Source organism: Mesorhizobium sp. ISC15, assembly GCF_037162615.1.
Classification (GTDB): Bacteria; Pseudomonadota; Alphaproteobacteria; order Rhizobiales; family Rhizobiaceae; genus Mesorhizobium; species Mesorhizobium mediterraneum.
The window spans coordinates 472,829-485,738 of sequence record NZ_JAVSPX010000001.1 but is presented as its reverse complement, the minus strand read 5'-3'; the positions used below and the strand labels follow the sequence as shown (position 1 = coordinate 485,738).

Genomic DNA, 12,910 nt, shown 5'->3' with positions numbered 1-12,910 from the left:
CTACCCCCCTTGCCGACTCGTTCGGCAATACCCTAGCGTTATTTTTGTCGCGGCACGTCGTAAGATTCGAGCTTAACACCCCTGAAGACGCCGATTGTCGCACGCGCCGGCGGCTCCGGCTGCACATATTTGATCACTTCCTTAACCACTTCTTGCATCTGGGGTGCTGTGGCCACTGCCGGAGCAGGTTTTGCCTTGCTCAACAGGTCGAGCCTGCTTCCCACCCGTTCCACGGCCTGGGTCAGCCCATTGATCTTGTCGTCCGCGCGCTTGCGCTCGGCCGCGGCCTCAGCCTCGGCTATTGCCTGCTTGGCGAGTTCGGCCTGCCTGGCGGCGACGTCGGCCGGCGTGTCGCCGGTCAGGTCGGAAAGCGTGACGCGTTCGGTCGTCTCGCCCTCGCTGGCGGCTGCCTGGCGAAGCGCCAGCGACAACTGGCCGGCGTCGGCGGCCAAGGTCAGCTTCTGTGCGTCCCTGGTGCTGGCCTCGAGCGTGACCGACTTCACCACCGTCGGACTGTCGGTGCTTTCGTCGGCAACCTGGTCGACGGCGAGCACCTTCATGCTCTGCAGCAGTACGTCGACAAAGCTCCTATCCGCGCCGCCATCGCCGCGCATTGTGCGCGTCAGCAGCACGTCGACACGATCGCCGGGAAAGACAAATCCGGCGACGCCGAGCACGTCGTTGACCCTGATAGAGACGGCCTTCATGCCTTCGCCGAGCACCGCCGAGAGCGTGGCCCGCTGGCCGGGGCCGGTGATCTTGGTGGCGAGAACAGGCTCGTTGGCGCTGATCGCCTGCAGCGCCTGCCTGGTGCCTTCGCCTGCCAGCGCCTCCTTCGTTGTCTTGAAAGCTCCGGCCGGAATGGCACCCGCAGGCCAGGCGATCTCACGCAGCTTGTCGGCCGACAGAGTGTCGCCGAATTTCAGCGCCACCGCTGCCACCACAACCGTATCGCGCTGGATTCCGTTTGATTCTGCCATGGCACTACGCTGGCTGGCCAACCAGACATTGGCGAGTACCACCGCCAGGACGCCGAACACGCCCGCAAGAACGATCATGATAAGTGTATTCGCGCGCATAGCCCCAAGCCCCAAGTCTAAAGTGCGGGAATTCGCCCGTCGCGATTGGATTCAGGCCCGGATCGGATGGGACCCGGGCCTGAGCGTGATCAGGCGATCAGGTGCCTGTGCCGTTGGTCACGTTGCAGGTGCCAAGCGGCGAGGCTTCCAACGCGGCGCACAGGCCGGTGAAACGCCCCGTGACCCAGCCGCCGATCGCCAGGATGGCAAGTATCGCTGCTGCGGCGATAATGCCGACAAGGATGGAATATTCGACCATGGCAGCGCCGTTTTCGTCGTCGCGGAACTGCCGGGTCATCGTCATGAGCTTCTTCATGCCAATTTCTCCCTTTGGAGGTTTGAACCCGACGAGACGAGCCAAGGATGAAATCCATACCCAAGCATCCCCCGTCATCTCGATCTAAGTCCCGACGAAAATCAGAGTCAAACGGGATTAAGGGTTTCTTAACTTTCCTATACATGGTTTGGCAAGAATATTTCCGATCTGAAGCGGACCAAAACATTGATTCGGCTCGTTTTTCAACCCGTCTTAACCATTCGTTCACAATTTGGCCGCGGGTATGGCAGAAGTGGGGCAGCATTAGCGGCAGTGCATATTCCTTTATATCTAAGGGCTTAGGTGGGTTCCGTGACGCCTTTGTGGCAAAAAAGGCACTTGGCATTGAGAAGCGATCCTCGTGTTCCATTAGGACAGCGTCGCTGACCAAATAAACGTCGCGTTTTCTGATGCTTGATCTTAACTATGTCTGAAGTATTAAATTGCATGGTGTGCGGCTGGCGCTTGTGCCATCTGTGGTTAACGCTTAGTTTCAGCGTGGGGATTAAACGGGGAAAAAGCATCATGTTGGGCCGATTCACCAAGGGGCCAAGCGAACCGCGGGTCGAGCCAAAGGTTGAGCCGATCGTGACGTTGCCAGTCGCGGCGCTTTCCCTTGCAGCCGACATCGAATCGGAAGGTGACGGTTTCCTGACGCTCAAGGTCGAGCTTCACCGCCATCTGATCGACCGGTTCAATCTTGCCGCGCTTGAAACGGCATCGAAGGATGAGATCCTGAACGAAATCCGGCCAATCGTTCGCGAGTTCGTTCGTGCTCGCGCTGTACCGCTGAACGCGCGTGAGCTCGACAGGCTGACCAGTGAGACAGCCGACGAGATGCTGGGCCTTGGGCCGATAGAACCGCTGCTCAAGGACGACTCGATCACCGACATATTGATCAATACCCACAAGCGCGTCTTCATCGAGCGGCGCGGCGTGATCGAGGAGACGGCGATCCGCTTCCGCGACGAGGCGCACCTGCTGCGCGTCATCAACAAGATCGTTTCGGCAATCGGCCGACGCGTCGACGAATCGGCGCCGATGGTGGATGCGCGCCTGGAAGACGGCTCGCGCGTCAACATCGCGGTGCGGCCGATCTCGGTCGATGGGCCGCTGGTGTCGATCCGCAAATTCTCCAAGAATCCCTATTCGCTCGAACGCCTGATGGTGTTCAATTCAATCCGCCAGCCCATGATCGACCTGCTGCGGATCGCGGTGCAGGCACGCAAGTCGATCCTGGTTTCGGGCGGTACCGGCAGCGGCAAGACGACATTGCTCAACGCGCTGTCGAGCTACATCCCGGCCAGGGAGCGCCTGATCACCATCGAGGACGCCGCCGAACTCCAATTGCAGCAGCCGCATGTCGGCCGGCTGGAGACGCGTCCGCCCAATGTCGAGGGAAAAGGCGAGGTTCGTCAGCGCGAGTTGCTGAAGAATGCGCTGCGCATGCGGCCCGACCGCATCATCGTCGGCGAAGTGCGCGGCGAGGAGGCCTTCGACATGCTGCAGGCGATGAACACCGGCCATGAAGGTTCGATGACCACCATCCATGCCAACACGCCGCGCGATGCAATATCGCGGCTGGAACAGATGGTCGGCATGGCCGGCATGCCGATGACCCATGAGTCCATTCGAGCGCAGATCGCGTCGGCCATCGACATCATCGTGCAGACGCAGCGTCTTTCGGACGGTGGCAGGCGCGTCGTTTCAATCTCCGAACTGACCGGCATGGAGGGCAATGTCGTCCAGCTTCAGGAGATTTACAATTTCGTCCGCCGGGAGGTGACGCCGGAGGGCAAGATCATCGGCGATTTCCGCGCTACCGGCATCCGTCCACGCTTTGCCCCGGAGGCGGCGACGCTCGGCCATCATTTTGCCAAGGACGCCTTCAATCCGCAGGTTGCGCTCTGATGCCCACCGGTCAGACTTTGCTCTACTTCATTTATGTGCTCGCGGCCGCCTCGACGATTCTCGCTGGTGAGGCCCTGTATTTTTCCCTTGTCAAGCGCCGCTCGCGAGTCAGCACGATTAACCGCCGGATGAAGCGTCTGGTTGATGACGTTCCGGCCGAACTGACCTTGCAAGGATTGCTGCGCGAACGCGGGCTGACGGACTCGGGCGACTTTCTGTTTGGCCTGATCTGGCTGAACAGGCTCTATACACAGTCCGGCATTACCGGGAATCCGCTGTCTTTCGCCGCGAAGTTCCTTCTAGCAGGTCTGGCACTGGCGTTGCTGCTCTCGATGTTTCTGGGCTTCTCGACATTGGTGTCGTCTATTGTGTTTGCGGTGGTCGGATTTGTGCTGCCGCTTCTGGTTCTTCGCCGCGCACGCAGCAAGCGAATTCAGAAATTCGCCAAACAGCTCCCGGATGCGCTGGACATGATCGTTCGTTCGCTGCGCGCTGGACATCCGGCTTCGGTGGCGATTGGTCTCGTCGCCCGCGAAATGCCTGATCCGCTCGGCACCGAATTCGGCATCGTTTCCGATGAAATCACCTTTGGACTCAGTATTGAACAAGCCGTCCGCAAGCTTTCACAACGCGTAGGCTTTGAAGGTCTTCATCTGCTTTCGGTGTCGCTGTCCATTCAATCCAAGACCGGCGGCAATCTCACCGAAATTCTACACAATTTGTCGTCAGTGTTGCGCGAGAGGCAGAAACTGCGAATGAAAATCAGGGCGCTTTCGTCCGAGGGCCGCGTGTCGGCATGGATCATCTCACTGTTCCCGGTCGCGATGTTCCTGGTGCTTCAGATACTTGCCCCAGCCTACTACGGAACCGTCTGGAACAATCCGGTCATCATGCCTGTGTTCCTGATTTTCGGGTCGTGGGCGCTGTTAGGCGATTTCATTATGTATCGAATGGTCAATTTCGATTTCTGAACAGGAGCGAAGGATAACTTGTTTTCGAACGTTCAGAATCTGAGTGTCTTGGTTTCCATTGCCGTCTTCGTGGCGGCGGTGGCACTTTTTCTGTTCGGCGCGCTCGTCTTCTTGCCGGCGCTGCAGACGCGGAAGCTGGTCGCAAAAAGCCTGATGGCCGAAGGTATTGCCGATCGCCGTTCGCTCGTTGGACAGGAGCAGCTTGCCAAGATCGCAGCGCAGCGGCCAGTGGACGCATATTTTCGATCTATCGAAAAGGAGCGGGACGAGCCTAGCGCCTTGGACGCGAAGCTCTTTCGCGCCGGCTTTTACCAGTCAAGCGCTCCACTCATTTACACCTTGTCGCGGCTTGGCGCGGTCTGTGTCGGCTTTCTGGCGGCCTATGCGCTACTGTCACGAGTCCTCCCGCCTGAATTGCCCGCTTTCATAGCCTTTGCCGGTTCTGCTTTGTTTGGGCTCGCCTGCATCGTGGTTCCAAGCGTCATGCTCGATCGCTTCGAGAAGGCACAAAAGCGGATCTATCGTCGTGGCTTTCCCGATTTCATGGACATGATGATAACCTGCGCCGACGCAGGCATGAGCCTCGAGGCGGCCGTCGAGCGTGTCACCGGTGAACTGGCCGGCACCCACAGATGGCTGGGCATCCAGCTTTCGATCATGACTTTGCAGTTGCGCGCCGGCAAGCCATTGCGCGAGGCCTTGCGCGAACTCGCCGACCGCATTGGTCTTGACGAGGCGCGGGCGCTGGCTGTGCTTTTCAGGCAGTCGGAAGAACTTGGCACTAGTCTTACGGAAGCCTTGCGCGTCTACAGCGACGAAATGCGCAGCCAGAGAATCCTGAGTGCCGAAGAGCGCGCCAATGCATTGCCGGTCAAGATGATGATCCCATTGGGGCTCTGCATCTTCCCGGTCGTGTTGATGGTCATCATGTTACCGGTGATCATTCGAATGAGGGGCATTTTCTTCTAGGCACGTCTGTGCTTTGGTCGAAATACAGAGTCGGAGAGAACTCTTTGGGGGACGAAATGACAGGGCCAATGCGCCTCGCAGCCGTAGCCGGTTTGCTGCTTATCGTGCTTTCCGGCTGTCAGACGGCTGATACCAACGGCGTCGTCCGCACCAACGAGCCCTCGAAAGGTGACGTGACAGCCTTTGGCGATGCCTTCGACGGGCTGAAGACGGTCAGCGACGTCGAGTACTATGCCTCGGACCAGGCTGTTGCCGAAGCCAAGAACCAGTTCCGCGCGGAAAACTACGGCAATGCCGGCGCCCTGTTCTACAAGGCGACGCAGCTGGCACCCAATGATGGTGGTGCCTGGATGGGCCTGGCCGCCTCCAGCGATCGCATCCGCCGCTTCGACCTCTCCGACCTGGCCTATCGCCAGGCCTTCCGACTGGTCGGCGGGACGCCCGAATATTACAACAATGTCGGCTATTCCTATCTGCTGCGCGGCAAGCTGCAGGACGCGCGCAGCAGTTTCCTCAAGGCCTATGAGCTGGCGCCCAACGATCCGACCGTGGCCAACAATCTGAAGCTCCTGTCGTCCAGCGTGAAGAATCTCGAGCGGTAAGGCGACAGCATGTTGCTCGCCGCATCGCTGCTGCTGAAGGGGCTAGCGATCCCTTTGCTGGCAAGGATTGCCTGGCTCGACTTCACCACCCAGAAAATATCCAACCAGAATGTGCTGCTGCTGCTTTGCCTGGGTTTGGGCTCGCTGCAGCTCCTGTCGGTGCAATCCGGGTCGTGGTGGGACATGGGCCTGAGCGCGCTTGCCGGTGTTTTGCTGTTTGTCGCGCTGTTTCCGTTCTGGGCCATGCGCAAGATCGGGGCCGGCGATGTCAAGCTGATGGCGGTGGTGCCGTTGCTGATCGGCGGCAGCGGCCTCGTCGTATTTTCAGTGCTGCTGCTGGTTTTCGCTTTCGCCACGGCGATGGTCGTCAAATATCCGCTCATGCTGCCGCAAGGCGTCTTTCGCCTGTATGTTCAGCACCTGGATCGCAAAGGCGTTGTGCCGTTTGGCGTGCCGATCTCGCTCGCAGCGATCTGCACGATAGTGTTTCAGATTTATTCAAACATGATGGTGCAAGGCGGAGTACCAGCCTGAAATGTATCGCACGAAAATCCTTTCGATGACTGAACCGGCGAAGTGCTTGAATTGCGGTCACGAGCGGCGCGCCGCATGCGGGGTCGAACCATCGACAGGAGCTATGTCATTCTCTGGAGTCTCGGTGGGCGCTGAAGGCCAGCCGATAGGCACGTTGGCTGCCATGCGGACGGCCGCGGCCATGCAACTGGCCTGAGTGCCACTGCCATCTATAACGTGCAGGAAACCTCGTCTGCCGGTTTTGATGCGCTGGTTGCTGTAATCGTTCGTGTAGAATAGAAAAGGGCCGGCGCGACGTGCCAGCCCTTCTTATGCGGTAACAAGTAGCTAGCCTCTCCAAAGGGAAAGAAGCAGAACTTGCTACCCAAACGCGTCAAGTTCCGACGCCCGTCGTCACGTCGCAGGCGCCGAGTGGCGAGGCTTCCAACGCAGCGCACAAGCCGGTGAAACGCCCGGTGACCCAGCCTCCGATCGCGAGGATCGCGAGAATTGCAGCGGCGGCGATAATGCCGACAAGGATCGAATATTCGACCATGGCAGCGCCTGAATCGTCTTGGCAAAACTGCCGGGCCGTCGTCATGAGTGTGTCCATGGACTTCCCCTGTTAACCCGACGTGTCGACGTCGGTCGAGTAAAATGCGCGAGAGCTAATGCAATAGCATCATTCGAACGAGGGACTAGAGCCGCCTAGAACCCAATGCTGATAAACCGCGGGCAACCAGTCACCGCATAGCTAGGCGTCGTGAACGTGCCTCTTCCTGTGAAATAGTGGCAGGTGGATCCACCCGCTGGGCTCTTCGCCTGATGATAGAGAACCCCTGTCGAGGTAGCGAACATCGCGCCAATCGCCCCCGCCGCTATAACTAGCAGCACACCCAGAGAGACGACTACTTTCCGCATTTTTTAGCCCGCGATCGCGAATGGTGGTGGCAATGAACGTTTGCAGTGTGCCTAAGGATATCCGCCTTTGAGGGCGATCAGGCCGATCAGGGTTGCGCTTGCCGCAGCAATCGACGCCCACCGAGTTGCATTGCGTGAAGGTTGCCAGCGTCGGCGGTGTCTAGCGCGCTTTCGCCACTGGCCCGAGCGATTGTCGTAGCGAGATTTGCCCACTCCTCCCACTCCCCGAGGCAACAATGCGTCCGTTGCCGATTGGAGTCCAGTGAGCAGCCAAGGGTCGGCTTTGGCGGCGCGCGCCAAGCCAACGGCTATTGCCAAGGCGATCGGCCTGCGCCTGACGGCACGCGGATCTTAACCTCACCGATCGAACCGGCTTCATCACAATGAGCGGCGACAATCTCAATGAGTCAGGGCATGACCGGGGCATCGGAATTCTACTGGATCGAATAGATGTGTTGGCTGGGAAATAGCACAGTTAGGCGCTCCGCGAAGGTGATGGCTGAGGCTGAGCGCGCCGAACGCGCCGCGAAGACAGCAAGATTGAGGTCGCTTCGTATGGCGACTCAGAGTGACTTAAATGTTTCGTTTCCGGAGGAGCTCGATTGCTCGCTCCTCATCGCAGCACTGATTCAAGGCGAATCATCGGGCCAGCCTTTCAACCGTCTCAATGATGGCTTTGGCAAGGGCTTCGCCTTCATGGACAGACTCGCGGCCGTAGGGCAGTAGCACGGCTTCCGCGCTCGGCAGCACGCCGGCCGGCAGGTCTGTTCAATAGCCATGCGAACCAGCTTGAGGAGGCCCAGGTGTTATAGATGTTCTCCTGGGCTTCCATGCTAGTCCGCCATGTCGCGCAAGGGCGTCCTGCGCTTCTGCGGCCGGCATTTTCTCCACTCGTACTTGGGGTATGCGCGCCCAAAGTCTGAAAGCCTATGAAATTCGTCGCACTTAATTAGCAAAAAAAGTACGGCGATTGCTCGCAAAGTAGTTGAAAACTATGGTGATCCCGACAGGAATCGAACCTGTGACCTACAGATTAGGAATCTGCCGCTCTATCCTACTGAGCTACGGGACCACGCGGCCCGACACATAACCGCTTCGAACCGTTTCGCCAAGAGGCGCTCTGCATCCAATCAATCTGGTTTCGACGATGGCCGTTGAAGCATAGCCGTCGAGAGGCTTCTGCCCACAATTCGAAATTGATCCTCACCACTACGGACTGATCCAGGAGGGTTAGACCGCAAAGATGATTTGGGAATAGCGGAACTTCGGACCACCGCTGCGATTTAGTGTGCCGAAGGAGATACCGCATGAGCGCCACAAAAGAGTTCTTTGAAACCTGGCTCCGGGAGAACGTCGGCGATCTGCCCGCCGAGAGCGAAGTGAGCGTGGCCGTCCTGGTGCAGCAATTCGAGCAAGATGCCGACGCGGCCGGCTATGGTCACGAGGTACGCGAAGACGAGATCGGCGACATCGAAGAGGCCATTGAGAAAGCCCTGCACAAGGCCCGGACAGGCGAACAGCCGCAGGCTACAGACCCGGTCGAAGAGAGTGATCTGGCGCCCGTCATGGAAGCGTTGAAGGTCGACGACTCGAAGAGCGGCCCGTAGCGATCCAGGCAACATCGGTTGGTAGCCGACGGATGGCCAGCGGTTGCGGCTCTCCCCTCCCACTCTACATGACTCGGCATGATAGATGCCAAACACATCACACTCGGCATTGTGATCGGCGTGGCAATCGGCGTCGCGTTGGACAACATCATTGCGGGTATCGGGATCGGCATTGCGCTAGGCATTGCCTTCGGTCTTGCGCGGAAGCCGTCCGGTCGGAAGTGACGATCGGAGCATCGTCACGTCCTGAGCTCGATGGCCTTGTCGCCATCTCAAAATCGCAGCGCACCCTCAGGTCAAGCCGAGGACGGGCTCAGGCACATTCATCAGGCGGCCAGCGCCGTCTCCGCCAGCTTCACCCAATAGCTCATGCCGTGCGGGATGACCTCGTCGTTGAAGTCGTAGGCCGGGTTGTGCAGACCCGCGGTGTCGCCATTGCCGATGAAGATGAAGGCGCCCGGCCGCGCCTCCAGCATATAAGAGAAATCCTCGCCGCCCATCACCGGCTGGATGGCACGGTGCACATGGGCGTCGCCGGCGATATCAGCCGCGACGTCACTGGCAAAGACCGTCTCTTCAGCATGGTTGAAGGTGACGGGATAATTGGCTTTGTAATCGACCTCGATCGTTGCGCCGAAGGCCGCGCCTACTCCCTCGCAGATGGCGCGCACGCGCTCCTCCGCCTTCCTGGCGACCTCCTTCTTCAGCGTGCGCACGGTGCCGGCGATCTCGGCGCTCTCGGGAATGATGTTGTAGGCGTCGCCGGCGTGGAATTTCGTTACCGATACCACGACAGCTTCGACCGGATCGGTGCTGCGCGAGGCGATCGTCTGCAGAGCACCGACGAGCTGGCTGGTGATGACGATCGGGTCGATCGTGCCGTGCGGCATCGCCGCATGCCCGCCCCGGCCCTTGACGGTGATGGTGAATTCGGCGGTGGCCGCCATGATCGGGCCCGGCTTGATGGCGAACTGGCCGACCGGTAGGCCCGGCATGTTGTGCATGCCGAATACTTTGGAGATGTCGAAGCGCTCCATCATCCCATCCTTGACCATCTCGTTGCCGCCGCCACCGCCTTCTTCGGCCGGCTGGAAGATCACCGCGACGGAGCCAGCGAAATTGCGCGTCTCGGCAAGATATTTGGCAGCACCCAAGAGCATCGCGGTGTGGCCGTCATGGCCGCAGGCGTGCATCTTGCCCGGAACGGTCGAGGCATAGGGTTTTCCGGTGATCTCATTGAGCGGCAGCGCGTCCATGTCGGCGCGCAGGCCGATGGTCGTGCCTTCGCCCAGGCGGCCGCGGATAATGCCGACGACGCCTGTCTTGCCGAGCCCGGTCACCACGTCGTCGCAACCGAAGGCCTTCAGCTTCTCGGTGACGAAAGCGGCGGTCTTGAAGACGTCGAAATTCAGCTCTGGCGTCTGGTGCAGATGGCGGCGCCAGCCGGCGACCTCGTCTTGCATTTCGGCGGCGCGGTTCAGGATCGGCATGATGGTTCCATCTCGCTGTTGGAGCAGACGGGTTCTGCCTGCTGCTTTTGCAATTGTGCCTACTGTTTTACAATTGTCATTCAGGCACTTTGCCATCTTGACGTCACATAGGGTAAATAGCACCGCAAGATCGGGATCCGGATAGAGGGCCGGATCACTATGCTGGCGATCGCGTAACAAATCTTACGGAGCCAGAGGCGACTGCGGCAAGAGGCGATTTCGGATTTCACATGCGGTACAGGCATTTCCCTAGACTATTGCTGGCGGGCGCGGTGGCGCTTCCGCTGCTGGCCGGGCCGGCTCTCGCCAATCCGACGATCGTGTTCGACCTGGAGAATGGCAAGATCCTCCAGCATCAGGAGGCTTTCAAGCGCTGGTATCCTGCCTCGCTGACCAAGCTGATGACCGCCTATGTGACGTTCCGCGCCATCGCGGCCGGCGAGGTCCGGCTCGATTCGCCGATCAAGGTCACGAAGCGTTCCGCTGGCGAGCCGCCAAGCAAGATGGGCTTCAAGCCGGGCTCGGTCATGCGGCTCGACAATGCGCTGAAGATGATGCTGGTCAAATCGGCCAATGACGTCGCCATGGCCGTCGGCGAGAACATCGGCGGTTCGCAAGCCGCTTTTGCCGAACGCATGAACACCGAGGCACGCCGGCTCGGCATGACCGGATCGCATTTCGTCAATCCGAACGGGCTCTTTTCGCCGGACCAGTATACGACGGCGCGCGACCTCGGTTTGCTGGTGATGGCGATCCGCACGGAATTCCCGCAATATGCCCCATGGTTCTCGATCGAGGGCCTCGCCGTCGGCAAGAAGCAGATCTCGAACTACAATCTTCTGATCGGCCGCTATCCGGGCGCCGACGGCATGAAGACGGGCTTCGTCTGCCCCTCGGGCTTCAACATGATTGGCTCGGCAACGCGAAACGGCCGCACGCTGGTCGCCGTCGTGCTTGGCGAACAGTCGACCATCACCCGCGCCGAGACCACGGCGAGACTGCTCGACCAGGGCTTCACGGCGCAAGAGCCGAACTGGGTCACGGTCGCGGCGCTGCCTGCCTATGGCGACACGACATCGGTCAATGACCTGCGTGACGAGCTTTGCAAGAAGAAGCCGGCTAAGGAGCAGTCGGAAGCTGCCGTCCCCGTCGGCGATAAGGATGCGCCAAAATCGCCCTATCGGGAAAAGCTCGACCATGTGCCGACATTGGTCGCCGTCGGCCTTGGCGGCGCCACCGGGCCGAAGCCGAAGGCGATGCTCGATACATCGGGCCGGGAATATGCCGACGTGCCGTTGCCGAGCTGGCGCCCCGACCTGCCGACGCCGCCCGGTGCCGAGCCCACAGTTATCGGTTCCGCCACGGCGGCCAAAGGCGGCCAGCCCGCCAAGGCCTTGAACTAGCCTGATGAGCAGCGGCTTCCCAATCCCTGTCTCGGTGCTGACCGGCTTTCTCGGCGCCGGCAAGACGACGCTGCTCAACCGGCTGCTCAGGGATCCAGCACTCGCCGATACCGCCGTCATCATCAACGAGTTCGGCGAGGTGGCAATCGACCATCTCCTGGTCGAACAGGCCTCCGACGGCATCATCCAGCTCTCCGACGGCTGTCTCTGCTGCACGGTGCGCGGTGAGCTGGTCGACACGCTGGCTGATCTCGTCGACCGGCTGCAGACCGGCCGTATCGCCCGGCTTGCCCGCGTCGTCATCGAAACCACCGGCCTCGCCGATCCGGCGCCGGTGCTGCAGTCGATCATGGCGCATCCGGCGCTGGTCCAGGCCTTTCGGCTCGACGGCGTCATCACGCTGGTCGACGCGGTCAACGCCAATGCGACGCTGGACGCCCATGTCGAGGCGGTGAAGCAGGTGGCCGTCGCCGACCGCATCGTGCTGACGAAAGCCGATCTGGTCACCGATCCGCGCGACGTCGAGACCTTGCGGGCCCGGCTGCGGCAGATCAATCCGGGTGCCGAACTGCTCGAGGCCGGTGACAAAAGGACCGATGTAGCGGCGCTGTTCGATTGCGGCCTCTACAACCCAGCCACCAAGTCCGCCGAGGTGCAACGCTGGCTCGGCGAGGAAGCCGCCCATGATCACCACCATGGCGACCATGACCACGACGACCATGGCCATGACCACGATAGCGACCATCGGCACGATTCCCGCGTGCGCTCCTACTCGCTCGTTCATGACGGGCCGGTGCCGTTTTCGGCGATCGAGATGTTCCTCGACCTGTTGCGATCGGCGCATGGCGAGCGCCTGCTGCGCATGAAGGGCGTCATCGAGTTGCTGGAAGACCCGGCGCGGCCGCTGGTCGTCCACGGCGTGCAGAAGATCCTGCATCCGCCGGCGCGGCTGCCGTCCTGGCCGGACGGCCAACGCGGCACAAGGCTGGTGCTGATCACGCTCGACATGCCGGAGGACTATGTCCGCCGGCTGTTTGCCGCCTTCACCAACCGGCCGTCGATAGACACACCCGACCGCGCAGCGCTGGAAAACAACCCGCTGGCCATCGCCGGGCGTTGATTTTAACC

14 protein-coding genes and 1 tRNA gene are annotated in these 12,910 nt (G+C 60.3%); 10 read left to right on the top strand and 5 right to left on the bottom strand.

The genetic code is table 11. From position 1 onward, the window contains the following. Nucleotides 1-38: 38 nt before the first annotated feature. Nucleotides 39-1,079, bottom strand: coding sequence for a Flp pilus assembly protein CpaB (gene cpaB, locus RPG13_RS02445; protein WP_337124329.1), 1,041 nt, complete (start codon nucleotides 1,077-1,079; stop codon nucleotides 39-41). Nucleotides 1,080-1,176: 97 nt separating this feature from the next. Beyond that, nucleotides 1,177-1,395: a Flp family type IVb pilin gene (locus tag RPG13_RS02440; protein ID WP_292670680.1), complete on the bottom strand. Its 219-nt coding sequence runs from the start codon at nucleotides 1,393-1,395 to the stop codon at nucleotides 1,177-1,179. A 525-nt stretch (nucleotides 1,396-1,920) separates the two neighbouring features. Between RPG13_RS02440 and RPG13_RS02435 the strand changes: the two genes are divergently transcribed. From RPG13_RS02435 to RPG13_RS02415, 5 genes are read left to right on the top strand one after another with little or no spacing between them, the layout of a single operon-like run. After that, complete coding sequence (locus RPG13_RS02435) at nucleotides 1,921-3,306, top strand: CpaF family protein (RefSeq protein ID WP_292670683.1); 1,386 nt, start codon at nucleotides 1,921-1,923, stop codon at nucleotides 3,304-3,306. Next, nucleotides 3,306-4,277, top strand: a complete 972-nt coding sequence (locus RPG13_RS02430) for a type II secretion system F family protein (protein ID WP_292670685.1) — start codon at nucleotides 3,306-3,308, stop codon at nucleotides 4,275-4,277. The genes RPG13_RS02435 and RPG13_RS02430 overlap by 1 nt, the downstream gene beginning before the upstream one ends. An 18-nt stretch (nucleotides 4,278-4,295) precedes the next feature. After that, complete coding sequence (locus tag RPG13_RS02425) at nucleotides 4,296-5,246, top strand: type II secretion system F family protein (RefSeq protein ID WP_292670687.1); 951 nt, start codon at nucleotides 4,296-4,298, stop codon at nucleotides 5,244-5,246. A 56-nt stretch (nucleotides 5,247-5,302) separates the two neighbouring features. Next, on the top strand, nucleotides 5,303-5,848 hold the full coding sequence (locus RPG13_RS02420) for a tetratricopeptide repeat protein (protein ID WP_442921323.1): 546 nt from the start codon (nucleotides 5,303-5,305) through the stop codon (nucleotides 5,846-5,848). 9 nt (nucleotides 5,849-5,857) lie between these two features. Beyond that, nucleotides 5,858-6,382, top strand: a complete 525-nt coding sequence (locus RPG13_RS02415) for a prepilin peptidase (protein ID WP_292670691.1) — start codon at nucleotides 5,858-5,860, stop codon at nucleotides 6,380-6,382. Nucleotides 6,383-6,755: 373 nt separating this feature from the next. On the opposite strand, the gene RPG13_RS02410 is transcribed toward RPG13_RS02415, so the two are convergent. Next, nucleotides 6,756-6,974, bottom strand: coding sequence for a Flp family type IVb pilin (locus tag RPG13_RS02410; protein WP_292670693.1), 219 nt, complete (start codon nucleotides 6,972-6,974; stop codon nucleotides 6,756-6,758). 803 nt (nucleotides 6,975-7,777) lie between these two features. On the opposite strand from RPG13_RS02410, the gene RPG13_RS02405 reads away from it, so the two are divergent. Further along, entirely contained in the window at nucleotides 7,778-8,008 is a 231-nt protein-coding gene (locus tag RPG13_RS02405; protein WP_127205110.1) for a hypothetical protein, read from the top strand. Nucleotides 8,009-8,277: 269 nt separating this feature from the next. Here RPG13_RS02405 and RPG13_RS02400 read toward each other — a convergent pair. Continuing rightward, nucleotides 8,278-8,354, bottom strand: a tRNA-Arg gene (locus tag RPG13_RS02400). A 235-nt stretch (nucleotides 8,355-8,589) separates the two neighbouring features. Here RPG13_RS02400 and RPG13_RS02395 point away from each other — a divergent pair. Both RPG13_RS02395 and RPG13_RS02390 read left to right on the top strand, forming a co-directional pair. Next, nucleotides 8,590-8,889 carry a DUF768 domain-containing protein gene (locus tag RPG13_RS02395; RefSeq protein WP_095485916.1) on the top strand — a complete coding sequence of 100 codons (300 nt, stop codon included), beginning with the start codon at nucleotides 8,590-8,592 and terminating at the stop codon, nucleotides 8,887-8,889. 78 nt (nucleotides 8,890-8,967) lie between these two features. Further along, nucleotides 8,968-9,114 carry a hypothetical protein gene (locus tag RPG13_RS02390; RefSeq protein WP_337124328.1) on the top strand — a complete coding sequence of 49 codons (147 nt, stop codon included), beginning with the start codon at nucleotides 8,968-8,970 and terminating at the stop codon, nucleotides 9,112-9,114. A gap of 101 nt (nucleotides 9,115-9,215) precedes the next feature. Here the strand turns inward: RPG13_RS02390 and RPG13_RS02385 are convergent, their stop codons facing one another. After that, nucleotides 9,216-10,379 carry a M20 aminoacylase family protein gene (locus tag RPG13_RS02385; RefSeq protein ID WP_095485917.1) on the bottom strand — a complete coding sequence of 388 codons (1,164 nt, stop codon included), beginning with the start codon at nucleotides 10,377-10,379 and terminating at the stop codon, nucleotides 9,216-9,218. 230 nt (nucleotides 10,380-10,609) lie between these two features. On the opposite strand from RPG13_RS02385, the gene RPG13_RS02380 reads away from it, so the two are divergent. Both RPG13_RS02380 and RPG13_RS02375 read left to right on the top strand, forming a co-directional pair. Further along, nucleotides 10,610-11,782, top strand: a complete 1,173-nt coding sequence (locus tag RPG13_RS02380; protein WP_337124327.1) for a D-alanyl-D-alanine carboxypeptidase family protein — start codon at nucleotides 10,610-10,612, stop codon at nucleotides 11,780-11,782. Nucleotides 11,783-11,786: 4 nt separating this feature from the next. Then, nucleotides 11,787-12,902 (top strand): CobW family GTP-binding protein, encoded by a 1,116-nt coding sequence (locus RPG13_RS02375; RefSeq protein ID WP_095485919.1) that lies wholly within the window; start codon nucleotides 11,787-11,789, stop codon nucleotides 12,900-12,902. The last annotated feature ends 8 nt before the right edge of the window (nucleotides 12,903-12,910 follow it).